22 protein-coding genes and 1 tRNA gene are annotated in these 24731 nt (G+C 64.0%); 9 read left to right on the forward strand and 14 right to left on the reverse strand.

The window, feature by feature from the left end; genetic code table 11:
- Positions 1-82: 82 nt before the first annotated feature.
- Positions 83-1462 carry an MFS transporter gene (locus K359_RS0119860; protein WP_029080912.1) on the reverse strand — a complete coding sequence of 460 codons (1380 nt, stop codon included), beginning with the start codon at positions 1460-1462 and terminating at the stop codon, positions 83-85.
- Positions 1463-1587: 125 nt separating this feature from the next.
- On the opposite strand from K359_RS0119860, the gene ggt reads away from it, so the two are divergent.
- The 3 genes from ggt (at position 1588) to K359_RS0119875 (ending at position 5883) form a co-directional block, all read left to right on the forward strand.
- Positions 1588-3333 (forward strand): gamma-glutamyltransferase, encoded by a 1746-nt coding sequence (ggt, locus tag K359_RS0119865; protein WP_029080913.1) that lies wholly within the window; start codon positions 1588-1590, stop codon positions 3331-3333.
- A gap of 172 nt (positions 3334-3505) precedes the next feature.
- On the forward strand, positions 3506-4804 hold the full coding sequence (locus tag K359_RS0119870) for an MFS transporter (RefSeq protein ID WP_029080914.1): 1299 nt from the start codon (positions 3506-3508) through the stop codon (positions 4802-4804).
- A gap of 182 nt (positions 4805-4986) precedes the next feature.
- On the forward strand, positions 4987-5883 hold the full coding sequence (locus K359_RS0119875; protein WP_029080915.1) for an NAD(P)-dependent oxidoreductase: 897 nt from the start codon (positions 4987-4989) through the stop codon (positions 5881-5883).
- Between the two features lie 6 nt (positions 5884-5889).
- Here K359_RS0119875 and K359_RS0119880 read toward each other — a convergent pair whose 3' ends face one another.
- Both K359_RS0119880 and K359_RS0119885 read right to left on the reverse strand, forming a co-directional pair.
- The gene (locus K359_RS0119880; RefSeq protein ID WP_029080916.1) at positions 5890-6225 is read right to left on the reverse strand and encodes a GIY-YIG nuclease family protein; all 336 of its coding nucleotides are present in this window, start codon (positions 6223-6225) and stop codon (positions 5890-5892) included.
- Between the two features lie 91 nt (positions 6226-6316).
- Positions 6317-6982, reverse strand: coding sequence for a glutathione S-transferase family protein (locus K359_RS0119885; protein ID WP_029080917.1), 666 nt, complete (start codon positions 6980-6982; stop codon positions 6317-6319).
- A gap of 41 nt (positions 6983-7023) precedes the next feature.
- Between K359_RS0119885 and K359_RS0119890 the strand changes: the two genes are divergently transcribed.
- The 4 genes from K359_RS0119890 (at position 7024) to panE (ending at position 10789) form a co-directional block, all read left to right on the forward strand.
- Positions 7024-7611, forward strand: a complete 588-nt coding sequence (locus K359_RS0119890; RefSeq protein WP_029080918.1) for a DUF2239 family protein — start codon at positions 7024-7026, stop codon at positions 7609-7611.
- A 127-nt stretch (positions 7612-7738) separates the two neighbouring features.
- Positions 7739-9043: an MATE family efflux transporter gene (locus tag K359_RS0119895; protein ID WP_051346225.1), complete on the forward strand. Its 1305-nt coding sequence runs from the start codon at positions 7739-7741 to the stop codon at positions 9041-9043.
- Positions 9044-9153: 110 nt separating this feature from the next.
- Complete coding sequence (locus tag K359_RS0119900; protein ID WP_029080920.1) at positions 9154-9759, forward strand: 2-hydroxychromene-2-carboxylate isomerase; 606 nt, start codon at positions 9154-9156, stop codon at positions 9757-9759.
- 109 nt (positions 9760-9868) lie between these two features.
- A complete protein-coding gene (gene panE, locus K359_RS0119905) occupies positions 9869-10789 on the forward strand; it encodes a 2-dehydropantoate 2-reductase (RefSeq protein ID WP_029080921.1) in 921 nt (306 codons plus the stop codon).
- Between the two features lie 68 nt (positions 10790-10857).
- Here panE and K359_RS0119910 read toward each other — a convergent pair whose 3' ends face one another.
- From K359_RS0119910 to K359_RS64475, 6 genes are all read right to left on the reverse strand, one after another.
- On the reverse strand, positions 10858-11436 hold the full coding sequence (locus tag K359_RS0119910; protein WP_029080922.1) for a cytochrome c: 579 nt from the start codon (positions 11434-11436) through the stop codon (positions 10858-10860).
- A 190-nt stretch (positions 11437-11626) separates the two neighbouring features.
- Complete coding sequence (locus tag K359_RS0119915) at positions 11627-12904, reverse strand: sorbosone dehydrogenase family protein (RefSeq protein WP_029080923.1); 1278 nt, start codon at positions 12902-12904, stop codon at positions 11627-11629.
- A 352-nt stretch (positions 12905-13256) separates the two neighbouring features.
- Entirely contained in the window at positions 13257-16148 is a 2892-nt protein-coding gene (locus K359_RS0119920) for a calcium-binding protein (protein ID WP_029080924.1), read from the reverse strand.
- Positions 16149-16616: 468 nt separating this feature from the next.
- Positions 16617-17276, reverse strand: a complete 660-nt coding sequence (locus K359_RS0119925; protein WP_245284667.1) for a DUF2865 domain-containing protein — start codon at positions 17274-17276, stop codon at positions 16617-16619.
- Positions 17277-17501: 225 nt separating this feature from the next.
- Positions 17502-17576: transfer RNA gene (locus tag K359_RS0119930), tRNA-Gly, on the reverse strand.
- 109 nt (positions 17577-17685) lie between these two features.
- On the reverse strand, positions 17686-17928 hold the full coding sequence (locus K359_RS64475; protein ID WP_029080926.1) for a hypothetical protein: 243 nt from the start codon (positions 17926-17928) through the stop codon (positions 17686-17688).
- Positions 17929-18292: 364 nt separating this feature from the next.
- Between K359_RS64475 and trxA the strand changes: the two genes are divergently transcribed.
- Together trxA and K359_RS0119945 are read left to right on the forward strand one after the other, a co-directional pair.
- Positions 18293-19213, forward strand: a complete 921-nt coding sequence (gene trxA / locus K359_RS0119940) for a thioredoxin (RefSeq protein WP_029080927.1) — start codon at positions 18293-18295, stop codon at positions 19211-19213.
- A gap of 30 nt (positions 19214-19243) precedes the next feature.
- Complete coding sequence (locus K359_RS0119945; RefSeq protein ID WP_029080928.1) at positions 19244-19918, forward strand: LON peptidase substrate-binding domain-containing protein; 675 nt, start codon at positions 19244-19246, stop codon at positions 19916-19918.
- A 107-nt stretch (positions 19919-20025) separates the two neighbouring features.
- Here K359_RS0119945 and K359_RS0119950 read toward each other — a convergent pair whose 3' ends face one another.
- From K359_RS0119950 to K359_RS0119970, 5 genes are all read right to left on the reverse strand, one after another.
- Positions 20026-20580 (reverse strand): cytochrome b/b6 domain-containing protein, encoded by a 555-nt coding sequence (locus tag K359_RS0119950; protein WP_029080929.1) that lies wholly within the window; start codon positions 20578-20580, stop codon positions 20026-20028.
- Positions 20581-20590: 10 nt separating this feature from the next.
- Complete coding sequence (locus K359_RS0119955; RefSeq protein ID WP_156928573.1) at positions 20591-20875, reverse strand: PepSY domain-containing protein; 285 nt, start codon at positions 20873-20875, stop codon at positions 20591-20593.
- A 220-nt stretch (positions 20876-21095) separates the two neighbouring features.
- Positions 21096-23630, reverse strand: a complete 2535-nt coding sequence (locus tag K359_RS0119960; protein ID WP_035976811.1) for an EAL domain-containing protein — start codon at positions 23628-23630, stop codon at positions 21096-21098.
- A gap of 161 nt (positions 23631-23791) precedes the next feature.
- Positions 23792-24214, reverse strand: coding sequence for a PaaI family thioesterase (locus K359_RS0119965; protein ID WP_029080932.1), 423 nt, complete (start codon positions 24212-24214; stop codon positions 23792-23794).
- A gap of 123 nt (positions 24215-24337) precedes the next feature.
- Positions 24338-24688, reverse strand: a complete 351-nt coding sequence (locus K359_RS0119970; protein ID WP_029080933.1) for a hypothetical protein — start codon at positions 24686-24688, stop codon at positions 24338-24340.
- Between the last annotated feature and the right edge of the window lie 43 nt (positions 24689-24731).

Below are 24731 nucleotides of genomic sequence, written 5' to 3' on the forward strand. Positions count from 1 at the left end.
TGACCCGGCAATCCATCTCCTGAAGAAAAAATTCGTGAAGGGCGATGGATGCCCGGGTCAAGCCCGGGCATGACGAAGCAACCTATTCCCGCACCTTCGCCAGCAACACCAACCCCACCACGAAAAACCCCACCAGCACGGCCATGCCGGCCTTCTGGCTCGCGGTCGCCGCGGTGATCGCGCCGATCAGCAGCGGGCCGATGAACGACGTCACCTTTCCGGTGAGCGCGAACAAGCCAAAATACTGCGCGATGCGATCCTGCGGCGCGAGGCGGATCAGAAGCGAGCGCGAGGCCGCCTGCAGCGGCGCGCCGGTGGCGCCGATCAGGCAGCCCAGCACGATATAGGCGCGCTCGGCAGCGCCCGCGAACAGCGGGCCACCGGGCACCGGTGGCGCGACTGGAATGAACAGGATGGAATCCTTGTTCACGGTCAGAATCACGACGATCGCAAACAGCAGGATCACAAGACTGCAGGTAATCACGCGCTTCGGCCCGAACGCATCGTCGAGCTTGCCCCCGAGCCAGCCGCCGAAGGTGCCGGCCACCGCCAGGATGATGCCGAAGGTGCCGATCCGGATCGTGTCCCAACCGAACGTGCCGGCGGCATAGATGCCGCCGAAGGCGAACAGCGAGACCAGCCCGTCGGTGTAGATCATGTTCGCCAGCAGAAACCGCGCCAAGGATTTCTGCTTGGGCAGGCTCGTCAATGACCCCCTGAGCCCGCGCAGGCCTGCGCCGACCGCCTCGCGCAACGGCCGTTTCGCCGGATAGTCCGGCGTGAACAGGAACATCGGCGTCACGAAGATGATGAACCACAGCCCGGTCAGCGGCCCGGTGATGCGGTCGCCCTCATGCATGACGGGATCGAGACCGAACAGCGGCGTGAAGTCGAACAGCGTGCGGCCGGTCTCGGCATTGGCGGCGAGGAAGCCGAGCACCAGCACGAGGCTCAGGATGCCGCCGACATAACCGGTGGCCCAGCCGGTGCCGGACAGACGCCCGATCCTGTCGGGCGGTACCAGCGTAGGCATCATCGCATTGTTGAAGACGGTCGCGAACTCGACGCCGACGCTCGCGATCGCATAGGCCAGCAGCAGCGCGGGGATGATGTCGGGATTGCCGGGCTCGCCGATCCACATCGCGCTGGCGCCGATCACCAGCAGCGCGCCGAAGCCCGCGATCCACGGCTTGCGGCGTCCGCTGGCGTCGGCGATCGCCCCTAACACCGGCGACAGCAGCGCGATCGCAAGCCCTGCGGCTGCCGTGGCAAACCCCCACAGCGCCTGCCCGCTTGCGGGATCAGGAGCGACGAAGCTCGCGAAGTATGGCGCGAACACGAAGGTCGTGATCAGCGTGAAATAGGGCTGCGCAGCCCAGTCGAAGAAGATCCAGCTGATGACGGCTGCGCGGCCCGGATAGACCTTGGTGTAGGCCTTCGCATCGTCAGCGCCCGTCTGCATTGTTGCCGTCATCGCGAAACATATTCCTCAAGTCGAACCGCAGGCAGGCTTTTGCCGCTTCAATCCGTTCCCATATAGCATGAGCCGGTTTGCTGATACCGCGATGAACAGGGCAGGACATTTCGATGGCGCTGACGGCAACGATGTCGCGACGGCTGTTTGCCGTTCTCCTGGTAATTGGCATCGCGATGCCGGCCCTCGGCCAGGTGCAGCGTCGCGCCTACGAGCCTTCGGCCACCGATGCGATTCAAAGCATTCGCACCGAACACGGCATGGTGGTGGCGCAGGAGAAGCTTGCGGCGCGGGTTGGCGCCGACATTCTGCGGCAGGGCGGCAATGCAGTCGACGCTGCGGTCGCCACCGGCTTTGCGATGGCGGTGACCTATCCGCGCGCTGGCAATATCGGCGGCGGCGGCTTCATGGTGATCCATCTCGCCGGGCGCAATGAAGAAGTCGCGATCGACTATCGCGAGACCGCGCCGCAGGCCGCAACCCGCGACATGTTCCTGAACGCTGAGGGCAAGCCCGATCCCGACAAGTCGCGCAACTCCGCGCTCGCGATCGGCGTGCCCGGCACGGTCGCAGGCCTCGCGCTGGCGCTGGACAAATACGGCTCCGGCAAGTTCACGCTGGCGCAGATCATCAAGCCCGCCATCGATCTCGCCCGCGACGGCTTCATCGTCACCGACGACACGTCGGACACGCTGGGTGACATGTATCGCCGCATGTCGCGCTGGCCGAATTCGGCCAAGACATTCTCGCATGCCGACGGGACGCCGCTGCGTGAAGGCGACCGCCTGATCCAGGGCGATCTCGCGGCAACGTTGACGGCGATTGCCGGACAGGGGCCGCGCGGCTTCTACGAAGGCGCGGTCGCCGAGAAGCTTGTCGCAGGAATCAGGAATGCCGGCGGCATCTTCAGCCTCGAGGATCTGAAATCCTATCAGCCGGTGATCCGCACGCCGATCCGCGGCAGCTATCGCGGCTACGACATCGTCTCGATGCCGCAGCCGTCCTCCGGCGGCGTCGTGCTGCTGGAGATCCTCAACATCCTCGAGGGCTTTCCGATGTCCGACATGAAGCAGGGCTCGGCCGCCTCGCTGCATGTGATGATCGAGGCGATGAAGCGCGCCTATGCCGATCGCGCCCGCTATCTCGGCGATCCCGCCTTCGTCGACGCGCCGACGCAGCTGCTGATCGACAAGGCCTATGCCGCCAGGCAACGCGCGACCATCGACCTCGCCCATGCCACGCCCTGGACCGACGTGCGCAACGCGAAGCAGCCGCACGAGGGCGACAACACCACGCATTATTCCGTCGTCGATGCCGGCGGCAACGCCGTCAGCAACACCTACACGCTGAACTTCCCCTATGGGGTCGGCCTTGTCGCCGACGGCACCGGCGTGCTGCTCAACAACGAGCTCGACGATTTCACCGCGGCGCCCGGCGCCTCCAACGCCTTCGGCCTGGTCGGCTTCGAGGCCAATCTGCCGGGACCCGGCAAGCGCCCGCTGTCGTCGATGGCGCCGACCATCGTGCTGAAGGACGGTAAGCCGGTGCTGGTAACGGGATCGCCCGGCGGCAGCCGGATCATTTCGGCTGTGACGCAGATCATCGTCGACGTGATCGACTACAGGATGGATATCGCAGCCGCGGTCGCCGCGCCGCGGATGCATCACCAATGGCTGCCCGACGAGGTCCGGATCGAGAAAGGCTTCCCCGACGAGGTGCTGGCCGAGTTGAAGGCCAAGGGCCACAAACCGGTCGAGCCGCTCGGCTACTCCTCCGCGAACTCGATCGTGGTCACGACCAATGGTCTGCTCGGCGCCCCGGACCCGCGCACGCGCGGCTCGGAGGCCGCGGGGTACTAGAGAGCGTTTTCGAGCGAAGCGGACACCGGTTCGCGCGAAGAAAACGCGTCAAAACAAAAAGCTAACGCAAACGCGGCTTTGCCCGGCCGGCAACATCGCGATAGATTGGCGATCCGCGCAAGTCCGGCCGCGGATGCAAAGAGCCGGTGAAAGATTTCTCCGGGGAACGCGCATGAGCACGGCCGAATCCAAATCGATGGAAGTCGCAGAGATCGAGGACACCAGCCTCCTCGCCTTCTATCGCGACATGAACCTGCAGGAGCGGCGCACGTTCTGGGCCTGCGCCTCGGGCTGGACGCTCGACGGCATGGATTTCATGATCTATCCGCTCGTGATCGGCACCATCATCACGCTGTGGAAGGTCGATCCCGGCACCGCAGGCCTCGCCGGCACCGTGACGCTGCTGGCGTCCGCGGTCGGCGGCTGGCTCGGCGGCTATCTCTCCGACCGGATCGGCCGGGTGAAGACGCTGCAGCTCACCATCATCTGGTTCTCGTTCTTCTCGTTGGTCTGCGCCGTGGTGCAGAATTTCGACCAGCTGCTGATCGCCCGCGCGCTGCTCGGCCTCGGCTTCGGCGGCGAATGGGCGGCCGGCGCGGTGCTGATCGGCGAAGCGATCCGGCCGCAATATCGGGGACGCGCGGTCGGCTCGGTGCAGTCGGGCTGGGCGATCGGCTGGGGCCTTGCGGTGCTGGCGCAGGCGATCCTGTTTTCGGTCCTCCCTGCAGAAAACGCCTGGCGCTGGATGTTCGCGATCGGCGCGCTGCCGGCGCTGCTGGTGTTCTATCTGCGCCGCTACGTCACCGAGCCCGAGATCTCGGCCGCGACAATGGCGCAGCAGCAGGCGACTGGCAGCAAACCCGCTGCATTGTGGGAGATCTTTCACGGGCCGATCCTGAAGACCACGCTGCTGGCCTCGCTGGTCGGCACCGGGATGCAGGGCGGCTACTACGCCGTCACCTTCTGGGTGCCGCGCTTCCTTACCACCGAGCGCAAGCTCTCGGTGGTCGGCTCGACCGGCTATCTCGCAACCCTGATCATCGGCTCGTTTATCGGCTATCTGGTGGGCGCCTGGCTCGCCGACCGCATTGGCCGCCGCAACCTGTTCCTGATCTTCTCGATCGGCGCCATCGCGATCGTGCTGCTCTATACTCAGCTGCCGATCTCCAACGAGGTGCTGTGGGTGCTGGGTTTCCCGCTCGGTTTCTTTGCGTCGGGCTATTTCTCCGGCATGGGCGCGTTCCTGACCGAGCTGTATCCGACCCGGCTGCGGGGCTCCGGCCAGGGCTTTTGCTACAATTTCGGCCGCGGCATCGGCGCGCTGTTCCCGTTCCTGGTCGGCGCGCTTTCGACCACGACGACGCTCGCCAACGCGATCGCGATCTTCGCGGTGGCCGCCTACGGCGTGTTCTTCATCGCCGCCTACGCGCTGCCGGAAACGCGCGGGCGTGTGCTGCATGCGGGTGGGTAGCGTAATGAGGTGACGCGATGGCCTTGCCGCTTGCTCCGTCGTTCCCTCCCCCCCTGCGGGGGAGGGCTAGGGAGAGGGGTGGCCGCAAAGACGGTGTGTGTGGCTTACCCCTCTCCCCAACCCTCCCCCGCAAGGGGGGAGGGAGCCCTGATAGTGTGCGTCCCTAACTGGAGGCCATTCTCATGACATCGCTCAAAGGCAAGACGCTGTTCATCTCGGGTGCGAGCCGCGGCATCGGGCTGGCGATCGCGCTTCGCGCCGCGCGTGACGGCGCCAATGTCGCCATCGCGGCGAAGACCGCCGAGCCGCATCCGAAGCTGAAAGGCACGATCTACACCGCCGCCGACGACGTCCGCGCCGCCGGCGGCAAGGCACTGCCGGTGCTCTGCGACATCAGGGACGAGGCGCAGGTGATTGACGCGATCGAGCAGACGGTCCGCGAATTCGGCGGCATCGACATCTGCATCAACAATGCCAGCGCCATCAGCCTGACCACCTCGCAGGCGACCGACATGAAGCGGTTCGACCTGATGATGGGAATCAATACCCGCGGCACCTTCATGGTGTCGAAATACTGCATCCCGCATCTGAAGAAGGCGGAGAACCCGCACATCCTGATGCTGTCGCCGCCGCTCGACATGAAGACCAAATGGTTCGAGCACTCGACCGCCTACACGATGGCGAAATTCGGCATGAGCATGTGCGTGCTCGGGCTGGCCGGCGAGCTGAAATCTTCAGGCGTCGCCGTCAATGCATTGTGGCCGCGCACCACGATCGCAACCGCCGCGGTCGGCAATCTGCTCGGCGGCGACGCCATGATGCGCGCCAGCCGGACGCCCGAGATCATGGGCGATGCGGCCTATGCGATCGTCACGCGGCCGTCGCGCGAATTCACCGGCCATTTCTGCATCGACGACAAGGTGCTTTACGCTAACGGCGTGCGCGATTTCGAACGCTACCGCGTCGATCCCTCGGTGCCGCTGATGTCGGACTTCTTCGTGCCCGACGACGACGTGCCGCCGCCGGGCGTCACCGTGCAGGCACTGCCGTCAGCCGGCGGCGCGCAGACATCGCGCTAAACGCGGCTAGACCGCGGACGCCTTGAGCTGCGCGCGCCAGTGCTGCACGCGCTCCTTGAGCAGCGTCTCGCGCACATAGGCGAGCTCCTCGTCCTCGATCCGCTCCAGCGTTTCGAGCGAGAGATTGTCAGCGCCATGCGCCGCCCAGGCGCGCTGCAGCTCCGCATTGCGGTGGCTCCCCATCCGCAGCGTGAACCAGATGCGGTTCTGGATTTTCTCCAGATCGAGCGCCTGCCCGACCCAGACTTCGCCGGTCGCGCGGCAGCGGATCGCGAACACGCCGGCGATAGCGGCGCGCTTCTTGTAGTCGGCGATGGCGAGCTTGCGGTCCTCGGTCTTCATGGCGGCTCCTGTCGTATCGACAGACTGGTTATACCCGGGTGTTATTGACAAAGCAATTACACCCGGATAAAACATCGCCATGACCGCGGATTTATCGACCGACCTGGTACGGCCCGCCCTTTTCCAGCGCCCGCGCATAGGCCGGGCGCGCGTGGATGCGCTCGAGGAATGCAACGCACCGGGGGTGGCCGTCCTCGAGCCCGCCGCGCGCCGCGGCGGCTTCCAGCGGAAAACTCATCTGGATGTCGGCGCCGGAGAATTCGCTGCCGGCGAACCACTCGCTCTTGCCGAGTTCGCCTTCCCAATAGGCCATGTGCTGCTTGATCTGCGGATTGACCAGCGTGGACAGCGCCGTATTGGACACCTTGCGCACCAGCGGCCGCAACAGCGCCGGCGCGCGCTTCGGCATCAGCGTGAACAGCAGCTTCAAGAGCAGCGGCGTCATCGCCGAGCCCTCGGCATAGTGCAGCCAATAGGTGTAGCGCAGCCGCTCCGGCGTATCGGCTTGCGGGATCAGGCGGCCATTGCCGTAGGTCGCGATGATGTATTCGAGGATCGCACCGGATTCCGCGATCGTGTTGCCATTGTCGGTGACGACGGGCGACTTGCCGAGCGGATGGATCGCGCGCAGCTCCTTCGGCGCCCGCATGTCGGGCTGCCGCTGGTAGCGCACGATCTCGTAAGGCACCCCCAACTCCTCGAGCAGCCACAGCACGCGCTGCGAGCGGGAATTGTTGAGATGATGAACCGTCAGCATGAGCGTCCTCTGAAATAACAGTGCAATCGGAGAGGTCTACCATGAATCCTGCCTATGTCGCCTTCGAAGGCGAGCGTCGCATCGGGGCCGGTGACCTCCCCGAGGTTGCACGCGCCGCCAAGCAATTGCTCGATCGGCGCAAGGACGCCGCTGTCCTGGTGTTCAACGGCCGCACCTCGGCGCTGATCGACATCGATTTCCGCGGCTCGATCGACGATGTGCTGGCGCGGCTGCCGAAGCCGGCGCCTCCGCTCGACGAGGAGCCGCCCGCACCGGTCGCGCCGCGCGGCCCGGGACGTCCGAAGCTTGGCGTCGTCGCGCGCGAGATCACGCTGTTGCCGCGGCACTGGGACTGGCTCGCCCAGCAGAAGGGCGGCGCGTCGGTTGCGATCCGCAAATTGATCGACGAGGCGCGGCGCTCCAGCGGCGACAAGGACCGGACCCGCAGCGCGCAGGATGCCGCCTATCGCTTCATGACTGTCATGGCCGGCAACCGGCCGCATTACGAGGACGCGATCCGCGCCCTGTTCGCCCACGACCGGCGCCGCTTTGCGACGCTGATCGCGGACTGGCCGGCCGACATCCGCGATCACGCGGTCAGGCTCGCCTATAGCGATCAAGCGCACTAGCGCGTTTTCGCGCGAGAATAACAGGCACTCGGCGGATCGGCGATTCGTGATTGTTCCAATTCTTTGGAAGTTGAAAGTGTCCAAGCCTCCCTCCTTACGCAAAGCCTTCGTGTCGTTCCTCGCGCCGATGCTGCTGAGCAACGTGCTGCAGTCGCTGTTCGGCACCATCAACGGCGTCTATCTCGGCCAGATGATCGGGGTCGACGCGCTCGCCGCTGCGTCGGTGTTCTTCCCGGTGATGTTCTTCTTCATCTCCTTCGTGATCGGCCTGAGCGCCGGCGCCTCCGTCATGATCGGCCAGGCCTGGGGCGCCCGCGAGCCCGGCCGGGTGAAGGCGGTCGCCGGTACGACCATGACCGTGACGCTGTTGCTGGCGCTCGCGATCGCGATCGCGATATCAGGCGGCCTGTTCGCGCGGCCGCTGCTAATCGCGCTCGCCACGCCGCCGGACGTTCTGGATGCCGCGGTGTCCTATGCACGGATCATGATGATCACGATGGCCGTGACTTTCGCATTCCTGCTGCTCGCGGCCATGATGCGCGGCGTCGGTGACACCGTGACGCCACTGCTCGCCCTGGCGGTGTCGACGATCGTCGGTCTCGTGGTGACGCCGGCGCTGATCCGCGGCTGGCTCGGCCTGCCGATGCTCGGCGTGGCGAGCGCCGCCGTCGCTTCTGCCGTCTCGGGCGTCGTCACGCTGCTGTGGCTGCATGTCCACATGTTGCGGCACCGACACCCTCTCGCCTTCGATGCGGCGTTCCTGCGTGCCGTGCGGCCCAATGGCGCGCTGCTGCGCATCGTGCTGCGGCTCGGCATTCCGACCGCGATCGGCATGGTGGTGGTCTCGCTCGCCGAGCTGGTCCTGCTCGGCCTCGTCAACGGTTTCGGCTCGGACGCCACCGCAGCCTATGGCGCGGTCAACCAGGTGATCGGCTATGTGCAGTTTCCGGCGATCTCGATCGCAATATCAGTGTCGATCTTCGGCGCGCAGGCGATCGGCCGCGGCGATTCCGGCCGGGTCGGCGCCATCGTCAGGACCGGGATCGAGATGAACCTCGCACTGACGGGCGGACTGGTCGTGCTCGGCTATCTATTTGCGCGGCCGCTGATGGGCTTCTTCATCGTCGATGGCGCGGTGCTCGCGCTCGCGCAGCAGCTTTTGTACATCGTGCTGTGGAGCATGGTGCTGTTCGGCATGGCGACAGTGTTTTCGGGCGCGATGCGCGCCGGCGGCACGGTGTGGATACCGCTGTTCATCTCGATCCTGGCCATAACGCTGGTCGAGGTGCCGGTTGCGATCCTGCTCAGCCGCGCCGTCGGCATCAGCGGCATCTGGATCGCCTATCCCGTCACCTTCGCAACCATGTTCGTGCTGCAGATGGCCTATTACGTCCTGGTATGGCGCAAGCAAACCATCACGCGTCTGATTTGACATCGCGCGCTGCGGCTCACATGATGAGTATCATATTCTACCGGCGGAGCCTGCGACAGCGGGCTCATGCTAAACAAGCCCAAACTAGACACGTCGTGGGAGAGACCGCCGTGAGCCCAAATCCACAATTCCTGTTCGATTTCGGCAGCCCCAACGCTTTCCTCAGCCATGAGGCGATCCCGGCGATCGAGCAGCGCACCGGCGTCAAATTCGAATATGTCCCGATCCTGCTTGGCGGCATCTTCAAGGCCACCAACAACAAGTCGCCGGCCGAGACGCTGGCGGGCGTCAAGAACAAGCCGGAGTTCCAGCAGATCGAAACCGAACGCTTCCTCAAGCGCTTCAAGGTCAAGCCCTACACCTGGAACCCGTTTTTCCCGGTCAACACGCTGAATTTGATGCGCGCGGCGGTCGCCGCCCAGCTCGAAGGCGTGTTCGAGAAGTACATCGAGGCCGCCTTCCATCATATGTGGGTCGAGCCGAAGAAGATGGACGACCTTGAGATCGCCGCCAAAGCCCTCACGTCCTCAGGCCTCGATGGCGCCAAGCTGCTTGCCCGCGCGCAGGACGCGGACGTCAAGGCCAAGCTGATCGCCAACACCCAGGCCGCCGTCGAGCGCGGCGCGTTCGGTTCGCCGACCTTCTTCGTCGGCAACGAGATCTTCTTCGGCAAGGAACAGCTGCGCGAAGTCGAGGAATTGGTGTCGGGAAAGTGAGATGAGCGGACGAACAATAGCGGGTAGCGAATAGCGGCCCTATCTATTCGCCACACCCCGTCAGCTATTCGCCCCTACCCCGGGCAACAACAAAGAAGGACAAATTCCCATGCGTGTTCTCGTGGTCGGCGCCGGTGCGATCGGCGGTTACTTCGGCGGCCGGATGCTTCAGGCCGGCCGCGACGTCACTTTTCTCGTCCGCCCCAGCCGCGCCTCCGAGCTCGCCTCGGCCGGACTCGTGATCAAGAGTCCGAACGGCGATGTCACGCTGAACAATCCGCCGACCGTGCAGGCCGACAAGCTCTCGAACAAATTCGACGTCGTGCTGCTGAGCTGCAAGGCGTTCGATCTCGAGGATGCGATCAAGTCGTTTGCGCCCGCCGTGGGCGACAAGACCGCCATCATCCCGCTGCTCAACGGCATGCTGCATCTCGATGCGCTCGACAAGAAGTTCGGCGCGTCCCATGTGCTCGGCGGGCTCTGTGCGATCGCGGCGACATTGAACGAGAAGCGCGAGGTGGTGCAGTTGCAGCCGATGCAGTCGCTGGGTTTCGGCGAACGCGCGGGCGGCATCTCGGACCGGGTGCGCGCGATCGCGGAGAGCTTCTCCGCGATCAATGGCGCCAGCGCCAGCGAGCACGTGATGCAGGACATGTGGGAGAAGTGGGTGTTCCTGGCGTCGCTCGCCGCCTCCACCAGCCTGATGCGGACCTCGGTCGGCAACATCCTGGCGGCGCCCGGCGGCCAGGATTTCCTGCTCGGCATCCTCGACGAATGCAGCGCGATCGCGGCCGACGCCGGCCATGGGCCTGGCGGCCCGTTCTTCCAGCGCACCCGCGGGCTTCTGACGACCGAGGGATCGCCGATGACCGCATCGATGTTCCGCGACATCAAGGCGGGGCTGCCGGTCGAGGCCGATCACGTGATCGGCGACCTGATCGTCCGCGCCGATGCCGCCAAGATCCCGGTGCCGAAGCTGCGCACCGCCTACACGCATCTCAAGGCGTATGAGAAGCAGCGGCAGGCGTAACACAACTGGTGTCGTCCCTGCCCAGTGCGCAATTGCGCACGGGAGCAGGGACGACACCGATACTTGGACTACAAATGCGCCAGATAATGCGCAAGCGCGGTGATCTCTTCGTCGCTCAGCGGATACGCCACGTCGGCCATCGCGGCCTGCGCCCCGCCGGAGCGTACGCCCGACTTGTAATCGTGCAGCGCCTTGACGAGATATTCCTCGCGCTGGCCGGCGATGCGGGCGACCGCCTTGGTGCCGACATAGGTGTCGGTGTGGCATGAGGCGCAGCGACGGCCGGCAGCGGCCTGCTTGCCCTTTTCGGACAATTCCGGATTGTCGTCCTTGCTACCCTTGAACGGCGTCAGCGAGGCGAAATAGGCGCCGAGATTGCGGATGTCCTCGTTGTTGAGCTGCTCGACGATCGGCTGCATCTGCTCGTTCTTGCGCGCGCCGGCGCGGAAGAACACAAGCTGCCATTGAATGTACTGGTCGAGCTGGCCGGCCAGCGAGGGAATGTTCTCGGTCTGCGAGATGCCGTTGTCGCCGTGACAGCCGGCGCAAATCTCGGCCTTCTCCTTGCCGGCGGCAACGTCGGCGGCCTGGGCGGACGAGATCAGGAGAATCGCCGCTGCTACAACTCCAAACGACGCAACTCGCATGTCAGTTTCTCCGGCTGTCATCGCCGGGCTCGACCCGGCGATCCATCGTGCTTGCTTGAGGATTCTTGTTGGATGGATGCCCGGATCAAGTCCGGGCATGACGGGTCTGTTCCGTCATTGGCTTGCCGAATCACGTGAACGGGGCTGCGGCCGCCTGATCGGCCACCGCAGCCCCGCATTGGTTCAACCGCTACTTCTTGCTGTAGCTGATGCGATAGATCGCACCGGCCCAGTCGTCGGCGACGAGGATGGAGCCATCCTTGTCGAGCAGAATATCGGCGGGACGGCCGAGATAGCCCTGGTCACCCTGGATCCAGCCGTCGGCGAAGATCTCCTGCTTGGCGTTCTTGCCGTCGGGGCTCGCGGTGATCCGCACGATGCGGCCGCCCTGGTACTTATGCCGGTTCCAGGAGCCGTGCTCGGCGATCAGGATGCTGTTCTTGTACTCGGCCGGGAATTGGCTGCCGGTATAGAACTTCATGCCAAGCGGAGCCACATGCGCGCCGAGATTGTAGACCGGCGGGGTGAACTCCGAGCACTTGTGGCCCATCGCGAACTTGGTGTCGGGCAGGTTGCCCTGGTGGCAATAGGGATAGCCGAAATGCTCGCCGATCTTCGAGATCATGTTGAGCTTGTCGCTCGGCAGATCGTCGCTGATCCAGTCGCGGGCATTTTCGGTGAACCAGTACTTGCCGGTGCGCGGATCGACGTCGCCGCCGACCGAGTTACGCACGCCGAGCGCATAGATTTCCGCGTTGCCGGTCTTCGGATCGACGCGGCGGATCTGCGACACCGAGGTCGGCGGGACGCCGATGTTGAAGGGCGGGCCGAACGGAATGAAGAACCAGCCTTCCTTGTCGACGGCGATGTATTTCCAGCCATGCGCCGCGTAGGACGGCATGTCGTCATACACCACCTTGCCGCTGCCAAGCTTGTCGAGATTTGCCTCGGCGTTCTCATACTTGATCAGCTTGTCGACCGCGATGACGTAGAGCGAGCCATCCTGGAAGGCCAGGCCGGTCGGCATGTTGAGGCCCTTGAGGATGGTCTTGACCTCTTTCTTGCCGTTGTTGTCCTTGATCGCATAGACGTTGCCGAGGCCGAACGAGCCGACGAACAGCGTGCCCTTGTCGCCCCAGGCCATCTGGCGCGCGGCCAGCACGTTCGAGGCATAGACCTCGATCTTGAAGCCCGGCGGCAGCTTGATCTTCTTCATCATCGCCGCGAGTTCGGCATCGGAGGCGCCGGTCGGCGGACCGGACGGCGGGGCCAGGCCCTTCTGCGCTTCGGTCTCGTCGCCGAGGAACCAGTCATCCGGCGGATGGGTCCAGAATTCCTTGGTGCCGGATTCGTACTTCTTCAACGCACGGTTCTTGTCGGTTTGTTGCTGTGCACCAGCGAAGGTTGTCCCCGCCAGCAGCGCAATCGCCGCGAACGCAAGAACTGATCGATTGAAAGCCGATTTCATCGCGTCACTCCCCTATGCAAGCCGTTGCAGCTTGCCTGTTATTGATTTTGAACGCCCTGAGAGATGATGGTGGCGGTCTGTGAGGTAGGTCAGACCGCAAAATGGTAGCACATCCAACGACGCTGAAAAGCGCATGGATCAGGGTGCACTGCGGTCAAAACAAATTGAGACGAAATTTTCCTGCGCCGGCTGCCTGAGAACAAGGCATTCCGCACTGCAGCGTAATATTCGAACGAACCTAACGCTCGTGAGCGGCGATCGCGATCGCATCCGGAATCAAGAAGGCCGCCTCGAGGGGCGGCCTTCTTTCTTGCGTGTGGCCGTCAAGCTCAACGGATCAGGGCAAAAGCCCTCAGCTGAACTTGAACATGCTGGCGTCGAGCTGTCCCGGCGCGACACCGATCAGCCAAACCGCACTGCCGGCCGCGTCGGTAATGATCGTGGTGTTGATCCCGGCAACGTAGGTCTCTGCGGCCTGAACATCGGCGAACGAATGCAGCGATGTACCCGCGAAGTTGACGAAGTCATTTACTCCGCCCGTATTGAAGTCCTGGACGACCATGACCTCCTGGCTGGTGTCGCTGATGTTGAATGTATCAGCGCCACCGCCACCCCAGGCATAGTCAACGCCGCCGCCGCCGCTGATGTTGTCGGCCCCGGTGCCCATCAGGAACACGTCGACGCCGCTGCCGCCGGTCACCGTATCGCCGCCGTTGGAGCCATAGACGTAGTTCTGGCCCGAACCGCCGTAGATGAGGTTGCCGTCGGTCTCGCCCGACGAGATGAAGATATTCAGGCCCGAGCCGCCGTACATCGTGTCGACGCCGGTGCCGCCGTAGAAGTAGTTGGTGCTGTTCCCGCCATAGAGGAAGTCGGTGCCGTCTCCGCCAAACATCACATTGACGTCGCTTCCACCGGTGCCTCCCGAGCCGATCAAGGTGTCGGTGCCGGCACCGCCAAACAGATAGTTGAAGCCGGCACCGCCATACATCACGTCATTGCCGTCCTCGCCGAGCAAAACGTCGAGTCCGGTGCCGCCAATCAGAACGTCGTTGCCCGCGCCGGCGTAGATGTAGTCGTTGCCATCGCCGGCATCGCCATAGTCATCGCCGTTGCCGAGAACGAGGACGTCAGCTCCGGCACCTCCGTAGGCGGTATCGTTGCCGTCGTTGCCATAGAGGGAATTGTTGCCGGCATTGCCCGTCAAAACATTGTTCAATGCGTTGCCGCTGCCAGTGAGATTACCGGATCCGTCCAGGATCAGATTCTCGACGTTTGCGGTCAGGCCATAGGTGATGGTGGTGTGAACGGTGTCGGTGCCTTCGCCGCTGTTCTCGGTCACCACATCGCCGGCATTGTCGACGTAATAGGTGTCGTTGCCGAGCCCGCCGGCCATGGTGTCGGCGCCAATTCCGCCGTCCAGGGTGTTGTTGCCCGAGCCGCCAGTCATGAAATTTGCGAGCCCGTTGCCGGTGCCCGAAACATTGGCAGAGGTCGAAATCGCGAGGTTATCGACGTTGGCAGCCAGCGTGTAGTTGAAGGCGCCGGTGACGACCGCGGTGTCGATGCCCTCTCCCGGATTCTCGGTGATGACGTCGAGGGCATTGTCGAGAATGTAGATGTCGTTGCCCAAACCGCCGACGAGCGAATCGGCGCCGCCGATGCCGTCGAGCAGATTGTCGCCGCCGTCGCCGATCAGGGTATCGTTGAAATTCGACCCTCTCAGTCCCTCGATCGAGGTGTAGGTGTCCCCGGCAGCCTCGCCCGTGTTTGAGGCCGGGTTCGCGAGGCTGGCGAGCACGCCGACGGTGGCGTTGACATATTCCGCAACGTCATTGCCGGCTCCGCCGTCCAGCACGTCGGCACCAGCACCGCCGCGCAGATTGTTGTCTCCCCCATCGCCCGTCAGGGTGTCGTTGAACGCCGAGCCAATGATACCTTCGATCGAGGTATAGGTATCGCCCGCGGCGTCGCCGGTGTTGACGCCCGGAGTTGCGAGACTTGCAACCACTCCCGTCGCAGCATTACCGTAATCCGCGAAGTCAAAGCCTGCGCCGCCGTCGAGCGAATCGGCGCCGGCCTGGCCGCGCAGGTTATTGTTACCTCCGTCGCCAATCAGGGTATCGTTGAAGGCACCGCCCTGAATGCCTTCGATCGAGGTGAACGTATCGCCGGCTGCTTCGCCGGTGTTGGCCGCGGGGTTTGCCAGATTGACGAGAACGCCTGTGGTCGCATTGCCATAGTCGGCATAGTCGTAGCCTGCGCCGCCGTCGAGCGAGTCCGCGCCGGTGCCACCGCGCAGGAAATTGGTGTTGGCATCGCCGATCAGCGTATCGTTGAATGCGGTTCCTCTGATCGCTTCAATCGAGATGTAGACGTCGCCGGCGGCTTCCCCCGTATTCAGGGAGGAGTTGGCCAGATCAGCAACGACGCCGGATGTGGCGTTGAAATAGTCGGCGTAGTCGAAGCCTGCACCGCCATCCAGCGTATCGGCACCGAGACCGCCTTGCAGAAGGTTGATGTTGCCGTCACCGATCAGATGATCATTGAAGTCGCTGCCACGCAGGCCCTCGATGGAGATGTACGTGTCGCCGGCGGCTTCGCCCGTATTTTGGGACGAGTCTGCCAGGTCTGCCGTGATCCCAACGCCCGAGTCGGAATAGGACGCAAAGTCGAAGCCGCCGCCGCCGTTGAGCACGTCGGCGCCGGCGCCGCCACGCAACGTATTACCGTTGGCGTCACCGATCAGCGTGTCGTTGAACGCCGAGCCTCTGATCTTGGCGATGTTGACATATGTGTCGCCTGTGGCTTCCCCGGTGTTCTGGGTGGGATCGGCGAGGTCGACCTCAAGTCCGGCGCTTGCGTTGGCGTAGTCGGCGTAGTCGTTGGCAGAACCGCCGATGATCGAGTCGGCTCCCAATCCGCCCTGCAGGTAAGAGGTGTTTCCGTTGCCAGTCAGCGTGTCGTTGAAGTTGCTGCCGATCAGGCCTTCGATCGAGGTGTAGGTGTCCCCGGCCGCGAAACCCGTATTGACAGCCGGGTTCGCCAAGCTTGCTACAACCGCGGTGCCCGAGTCGATGTAGGACGCGAAGTCTTGTCCGGTGCCGCCGTCCAGGGAATCGGCGCCATCGCCGCCGATCAGCGTGTCATTGCCGCCAAGCCCGGATAGCGTGTCGTTGGTGTTCGAACCGTTAGGCGTGCCGGTAACCGTGTCGTTGCCAGATGTGCCGGAGAATGTTCCCATAGTAACCCCCTTCGCGTGATCAATTGTTGCTGTGCAATGCGAGTAGTCGGCAGACTTCAGAAATCAGCAGACGAAATCGGCGTGCGAAATCGGCGAGATCAGCCGAAACGAACCGCTCGAGAGCAAAAAAATGCGAAAGCCATACAGCAGCGGAAAAGCTGCCGGGCTCAGTCAGTGCGTCGAGCTGATCAGGTGACGGAAATCCAATCGGGGCCGTTCAGGCGGATTGGAGCGGCAAGGAAATGCGAAATGTCCCACCCCTTATGCAATGATTAGAAAAATACTAAAATAATCTGGAAGCAATCTAAGCGAGGGATTTTGGGCAAGTCAACAGCCGCTGTCGTTTCTAAAGATGTCAAAGCTGTTGATTGCAACAATTCCTTGGGAACGTGCGAACGAAAGCCGACTGTCCTGCAGCCGTTCTGCACTGCACGCAATATTCAAACGACGCCAACGCTCGCGACCGTTCTATCGCGACGAGATCCGCGCCAGGCCGAGCGCCTGCGCGTTCGCTTTCGACAACGGCCTGAACAGCACGCTGCGCTTCTGCCCGCTGGAGATCGCCGCGATCTTGAAGCCGTCATCGGCGGCGATGATGTCGCCGGTGCGAAGCGTCAAATCGTTCTCGATCGCAATCGGCGAGAGGCCAAGCGTTGCGCCGGTGCGGCATGAGCATTGCGGCACGATCTCGCGCTGAAATCGAAATGCGTTTGCGAGCGTCTTGTAGGTCTCGCCCTGCTCGGTCATGGCGCTGTCGATGTCGGAGCCGGAATACAGCTTCACCTCGGCGGCGGGACAGGCCGCCTCGCATGCCCCGACATTGGCCGCCTCGCTCACGCGCGGCAGCGGGAAGAAGCGGCCGTCGCAGGTCCTGACGCAGAAGTTCTGCCGGCCGCCGCCTGATCGCGTCGTGATGTACACCCGCGGCCGCCGGCGTTCTTCGGCGGGCTCAAATTCCGGCGCGGCAGCAAAGCTGGACGCCGCGGTATACGCCGAGTCGCTCGGCAATTGCTGTGCCGAAACCGGCGACGATGCCCAATTGCCGACGAGCGCGACCAGCACTGCCACGCTTGCGCGTGCCAGGCGGCGGTTGAAGACGGGATCTGGCGTCCGGCTGATCGACATCATGCACTTGCTTGCCGCATCGGAAGGCGAGCGGCAGCCATTTCAACGCCGACACAACCACAGATTTCTATCAGTTTTGAGAATGCATCGTTTGACGGTTAATGACGGGCCCGCCGGAGCGGCGCGATGTCGGCGCAAAACCTCGCGCGCCGGCACCGCCTGACAAGCAAAAAGCCCGCTGTGACGGGCGGGCTTCATCAGGCTGTCAGCTCGGTCAGCGAGAAAGTTTGGAGCGGGCGAAGGGGCTCGAACCCTCGACCCCGACCTTGGCAAGGTCGTGCTCTACCACTGAGCTACACCCGCATCCGAACTGGCGGCGATCGCTCGCCGACAACGGCAGACCTATGCCAAATGCTGTCTGTGAATGCAACACAAGAGCGCAGTCCGGACCTCACGAAATCGCACGGTTTCCTTAAAAATTGAGCTCGAATCGGCCGAAAACCCGGCCGGCGCGATAAATTCTTCGCGTATTGGCGGGAACCGGTCTCAGACCGCCGTCCTGTCGCGGAGAAATTCGAGCCAGCTCTCGAACCAGCCGGCCAGCGTCCGGGCCAGCGCGGCGGTCGGCGTCGCAATCGAACACCGCCGACCATTCGATAAAGGCGCGATCGCCGTCGACCGTATCGCCGGACTTGCCCTGCTCGATCTCGCTCACCCCCTCGCCGTGGGCCCAGACCGGGTAATTGTTGAAATCGCGGATGATTTTCCAGACCTCGCCGGCCGGCTACTCGAACACGGTGCTGTAATAGGCCTTTGCCATGGGCGCCCCCCGTTGCCCTGAAGGGTTGCCATGATCGGCCTGGCCGGAGCGCGAACCCACCCGATCTCCGATGGAACAGGACGGACGCCAAGCGATTGAATTTTGCTGGCCGACCGCCATTTATGGGCATGATCTTCGGAAAACCGGTTCCCACTTTTCCGGGATCATGCTCTAGCCTGACAGAACGGCTGAACGTGCCGTGCGGAGCGTGCTAGAACGCCCCCGGATTTCCGACCTCAGAAGACCAGGTGAGGACAACGTGACGATAATGGAGCAGGGCGGCCCCACGCCCCAGGCAGCGCCCGATTTGATCAAGGAGACGACGACCCAGACCTTTGTCAAGGACGTCATCGAGGAGTCGCGCCGCCAGCCGGTTATGATCGACTTCTGGGCGCCCTGGTGCGGTCCCTGCCGTCAGCTCACGCCGATGCTGGAAAAGGCGGTCCGCAACGCCAAGGGCCGGGTCAAGCTGGTCAAGATGAACATCGATGAGCATCCGCAGATCCCCGGCCAGATGGGCATCCAGTCGATCCCGGCCGTGATCGCTTTCGTTAACGGCCAGCCCGCCGATGGCTTCATGGGCGCGGTGCCGGAGAGCCAGGTCAACGCCTTCATCGACAAGATCACCAAGGGCGTGCCCGCCGCCGGCGAGCCGAATCTCGCGGAGATTCTGGCCGAGGCCGACGCCGTGCTCGCCGAGGGCGACGCCGAAGCGGCGGCGCAGATCTATGCCGAGGTGCTGGCGCATGACGCCACCAACATCGCGGCGCTGGCCGGCCTCGCCAAATGCTACATGACGACCGGCGCGGTCGAGCAGGCCAAGCAGACGCTGGCGATGGTGCCGGAATCCAAGCGCAACGATGCCGCGGTGAAGGCGGTGCAGGCGGCGATCGATCTCGCCGAGCAGGCGCAGTCGGTCGGACCGATCGCGGAGCTGGAACAGAAAGTCGCCGCAAACCCGCTCGATCATCAGGCTCGATTCGATCTCGCGACCGCGCTCAATGCGGCGGGCAAGCGCTCCGAGGCGACCGAGCAACTGCTCGCGATCGTCAAGCGTGACCGCAAGTGGAACGACGACGGCGCGCGCAAGCAGCTGGTGCAGTTCTTCGAGGCGTGGGGCGGCACCGATGAGGCAACCGTCGAGGGGCGCAAGCGGTTGTCGACGATCCTGTTCTCGTAACGCACGCCCGTCACAGCAGCGGGACCGCAGATGCCGATCAATGCCGAATATCGCGGGCCCGGCGAGCTCCCGGAGATCATCCCGGTGTTCCCGCTGCCTGGCGCGCTGCTTTTGCCGCGCGGCCAGATGCCGCTCAACATCTTCGAGCCGCGCTACCTCGCGATGATCGACGACGCGCTGCGCGACGGCCACCGCCTGATCGGCATGATCCAGCCCGACGTGGCGCATTCGCACAAAGAGGCGAGGCCGGTGCTGTTCCGGATCGGCTGCGTCGGCCGCATCACCCAGCTCGCCGAATCCGGCGACGGCCGCTACATCCTCGAACTGACCGGCGTCGCGCGCTTCAAGGTGGTCGAGGAGCTGTCCGTGCAGACGCCGTACCGGCAGTGCAAGGTCGACTTCTTCTCCTTCACCGGCGACTTCACCGCGCGCAAGGGCGAGGACGCCGTCGACCGCAAGGCGCTGCTCGAGGTGCTCGCCGATTTCCTCGAAGCCAACAATCTGAAGGTCGACTGGGAGGGCATCGAGTCCGCGCCCAACGAGGCGCTGGTCAACGCGCTGGCGATGATGTCGCCCTATGGCCCGGCCGAGAAGCAGGCCATGCTGGAGGCGCCCGACCTGAAGACCCGCGCCGAAATCCTGATCGCCGTCACCGAGATGGATCTCGCCAAGAAGCGCACCAGCGGCGATCCGCCGGTGCAATAGAGCACGATCCGGAAAAGTGCGAAGCGGTTTTCCCTCGCGGCAAGCGCGCCGCGCTTGCGCGGAGATCATGCTCAAACAACGAGCCTTGGTCCCGGCAGCCTTCCACGTCAGCGATTGCGAAGCTGCTTGCGTCCGGTGAACATCGCGCGCACCAGGTTCTGACGCTGCAGCAGCCCCACCACGATGACGCCGAGCACGTGCAGGGCGACCAGGATGAGGACGGCATCGGAGGCATAGGCGTGGGTGTCCTCGACCCACCAGACGCCGAAGAAGGTGACGGTGACCTCCATCGCGCCCGTGATCGCCGAGACCGCGAGCAGGAGCAGCAGCGTCACCAGCATCACGGTGCCCGCGGGATTGAGCCCGATATAGCGCCCGGTGATGCCGCGGCGGAGATTCCAGATGTAGCGCGGCGCGGCGCGCAGCCGGACGCCAAGCCTGCCGAAGCGCGCGTAGCGGGTGCCGGCAAAGCCCCAGATCAGCCGGAACGCCAGTAGTCCGATCACGGCATAGCCCGCCAGCCGGTGAAGCCGGTCATAGGCGCTGGGCGTCACCCATGCGACGAGGACGAGGATGGCGAGCGCCCAGTGCCAGAGCCGCAGCGGCAGGTCCCAGACCTGCACGCTGGTCGCGCTGCGCGCACCGGACGCCGCCTCGATCATCGCGCCTGCTTCACTTCGCGATCGTGTGCTTCAGGCTGAGATCCTCCGGGCTGTAGAACAGCTCGTAGAGCTTGCCTTCCTTGACGCCGTATACCTCGTAGCAGGAGCCCTCGACCTTCGAGCGCCGCACCTCGTAGCCGGCAGCCTTGGCCTTGGCTTCGGCATCGCTTGCCGGCTTCCACGACGCCTTGTCGAGCTTGGTGCAATTCTTGTAGCCGTCGGCGAGTGCCGCCGATCCCATCAGCCCCAGAACACAAGCTGCGAGCACCGCACTCAAAATCACTTTCACGCGCATCTCCCCTCCGTTTTCGATCATGCCCGCAACGCCCTCGCGCGGAGCACATGCGTGAACAAAACTGAGGTGATTGCCAAGTCAAGCAAGCGCGTTTGCGGGCTGGCTTTAGAGGTATTCTAACGGTCGCGAAAACCGCTTTGGTCTCCACGCGCAATCCGGTTTTGATCGCCTGCTGCGGCCTTACGCCTCACGGACCCGGTTCGCTGCCGCGGTCCGGCAGTCAGGAGGCGGCGCCCGCCATTGCCAATCGAACTGCCGGGCGTTGCGCGGATGCCATGATCCGCCCACCGATCATTTGCGCGACCTTCTCGCTTTGCACTGGCGGGCTGAAGTGGAAGCCCTGCACTTCCACGCAGGCGTCCGCGCGGAGGATGTCGAACTGCTCCCTGGTCTCGACGCCTTCGGCCGTCGTGGTCTTGCCGAGGCTGACGGCAAATCGAACGATCGCGCGCGCGATCCTGCGCGACTCGTCGGTTGCGCCGGCGAGTTCGGACACGAAGCTGCGGTCGATCTTGACCTTGTCGAACGGAAACTTCTGCAGAAAGCTCAGCGACGAGTAACCGGTGCCGAAATCATCGAGCGCAATCCGCACCCCGAGATCGTGCAGCTGGCTGAGTGCCGCGAACACCGCCTCGCTGTCCTGGATGATCGCCGTTTCGGTGACTTCGAGCTCGAGCCTGTCAGGCGAAACTCCCGCGTTCGCCAGCGCGCGCACGATCACCGGAACGAGGTCCGGGCTCCTGAACTGCACCGGCGACAGATTGATCGCGATCTTGAGATCTTCGGGCCATTTGGCGGCCTCGGCGCAAGCGGCCCGCAGCACCCATTCGCCGAGCGGCACGATCAGGCCGGTCTCTTCCGCCAGCGGAATGAACTGCATCGGGGATATCATGCCGCGCTGCGGGTGATGCCACCGCAACAGCGCTTCGAAGCCGCAGGTCTCCCCGCTCGCGACATTGATGAACGGCTGATAGTGCAACTCGAACTCGCCGTTGACGAGCGCGCTGCGCATGTCGCGCTCGAGGCTGCGCCGTGCCTGCAACAGCCGATCGAGCTCCGGCTCGAAGAAGCGGAATGAGCCGCGGCCGCCACTCTTGGCCGAGTAGAGCGCAAGATCGGCGCTGCGCAGGACCTCGTCGGAATCGGTACCGTCGCGCGGTGCGATTGCAATGCCGATGCTGGTCGTGGTGGTGACCCGATGATCGCCGAGATCGATCGGCTCGCTGAGCGCCTTTCTGATCTTCTCGGCGAGCAAGCCCGCTTCCGCGACCGGATCGGTGACGTAGTCGATCACTGCGAACTCGTCGCCGCCGAGCCGCGCGATCAGTGTGGTTTCGCTGACGCATCTGTGCAGCCGCGCGGCCACCGATTTGAGCAGCGCGTCGCCCGCCGGATGCCCGAGCGTGTCGTTGACGTCCTTGAAGCGGTCGAGATTGAGCATCAGCACCGCGAGGCTCGGTCCGCCGCACCGGGCGCCGGAGAGCGCCTGTTCCATCCATTCCTTGAGCAGCACGCGATTCGGCAGATCGGTCAATGCGTCGTGCTGCGCCATGTGGGTGATCTTGGCCTCGGAGCGCCGTTGCTCGGTGACGTCGCGATGCGTCGCCACCCAGCCGCCGCCGGTCATCGGCTGCCGCGTCACGCAGATCAGCCGGCCGTCGGCAAGCTCGTCGACCCGGCTGCTGATCTCGCCCGCCGGCAGGGCATTCAATGTCGCGAGCACCTGCGTCGCGGCGCTGTCGCTGGTCTCGCCCTTGAGGATGCCGTTGGCGATCCGATGCGTGATGATCTCGCGATGCGCCGTGCCGGGCAGCAGCAGTTCCGGCGGCAGCCGGTACATCTTGGCGTAACGGTCATTGCAGACGACGAGGCGCTTCTCCGCATCGAACATGCAGAGACCTTCGCCCATGTGGTTGATCGCCGTATCCAGCCGGAACCTGTGTTCCTCCAGCTCCTTCTGCGACGCCTCGACCTGCTGCCGCGCCAGCGAAAGCTGGCTGATGATCTCCTCGAAGCGGCGGGTGCGCAGCGCCAGGCGGCGATCCGCGAGCACGCCGACCAGGCTCATCCCGAGCACCGAAAGCGCCACGCCCGCGATCACGATGGAGAGGAAAGCGGGAGAGAGCGACAGCCCGGCGGGGGCCTGCAGCGGATCCGGAACGATCTCGACCGCGCCCATCGCGGTGAAATGATGCGACACGATCGCAAGCGTCAGCAACAGCGCCGCAGCGAGCGACATCCAGCGGTCCTGATGGCGGACCGCGATCGCCAGCGCGGCATAGCCGAACAGCATGCCGAGCACGACGGAGGCCGCCACGAGGTCGAGCGACCAGACCACATGGCCCGGCACTTCGAGCGCCCACATTCCCAGATAGTGCATGCTGGCGATGCCGGCGCCGATCACCGCGCCGCCGACCGGCGCACGCCACCGGCTGGGGTCGCTGGCGGCAAGGCCAAGGCCGCACGACGTCAGCATCATCGCCGCAGCGAGTGACAGTGCGGTCAGGACGATACCGTAGCCGGTCGGCACGCCCGGCTCGTAGGCGAGCATCGCGATGAAATGCGTTGCCCAGATGCCATAGCCGATCGCAGCACCTGCGATCGCAATCCAGATCAGGCGCGTCCTCGCCTGCGTGGCGATTGCACGATGGAAGATGTTGACCGCAACGATGCTGGCAACGAAACAGACCAGTCCGGCGAGCAGGACGAGCCCCCAGTCATGCTCACCTGAAAGACACGTAAGAACACGAAACATGCATCGGTCCATGGTTGTCCGCGCAGACACGCTAGGCCGATTGAATGTCTATCTCGATAATTTTTCTCAACTTTCGGTAGCATGGTTATCCGCGCGTAAGCCGATTCCCCACCGAAATTGATAGCTCCATCAATTTCGCACCCATACGGCAACCGGACACCTCAACCGTCCAGCGGAACCAACACGGTTTCACCGGTTGCGACCAGCGACATCTCGTCCAGCTCGTTCTCCGCAAGCAGTTCCGCGCGCGCAAAGACCTGCCTGCGTCCCGCGCGTAGCGTGGTGCCCTTGGCGATGAAGCGGCGGCCCACGGCAGGTTTGAGACAATTCATCGAGAAATGCGATGCGGTGACGGAACCCGCGATCGACGCCGCGGCAAAGCCGCAGGCGGTGTCAAGCAGGGCCGCGATCATGCCTGCGTGCAGATGTCCGGCATATTGGGTGAGATCGTCGCGCCAGGACATGCGCAGTTCCACCGCGCCGGCACCGGCGGAGACCACTTCGAAACCGGCCAGCCGGTTGAAGGCCGCCGATGCATTGGTCGCAATGAGACGTTCGAGATCGAATCCCGGACCAGTGGTCACGCAAAGCTCCATTGCGCTCGCTAGAGCATTTTCGGTTCTGATTGAATCAGAACCGAAGCTCTAGCTTTTTGTTTTGACGCGTTTTCTTCACGCGAACCGGGGTCCACTTCGCTCGAAAACGCTCTAATAGCCGGCGGCCGCGAGCGCGACGACCGCGCTCATCGCCATCCAGCCGAAATGCCGGCCGCGCGTCGCCAGCGCATTTGCCAGCGCGGCGAAGCCGAACACGACGGCGAGCGTCGCCACGATCCAGTGCCGCGCGGCATCCGACGCCATCGTAGGCGCTACGACCAGCAGCACGCCGCCGCCGATCCAGGCCACAGTGCCGGCCTGATAGACCAGGCGGAGCAGGAAGCGCAGCCGCGGCGGCTCGATCGTGGCGCGCGCGAACACCTTGGTCTCGCCGAGCACGCCATGGATCAGGCTGACCACAATGGCGACGACGCCGGCACCCTGAAGCAAGAGATCACGCATCGGATGTCTCCATACAGAACTGTATGGATATGACACCGGCCGC

This window comes from Bradyrhizobium sp. th-b2 (genome assembly GCF_000426785.1).
Lineage (GTDB): Bacteria > Pseudomonadota > Alphaproteobacteria > Rhizobiales > Xanthobacteraceae > Bradyrhizobium > Bradyrhizobium septentrionale.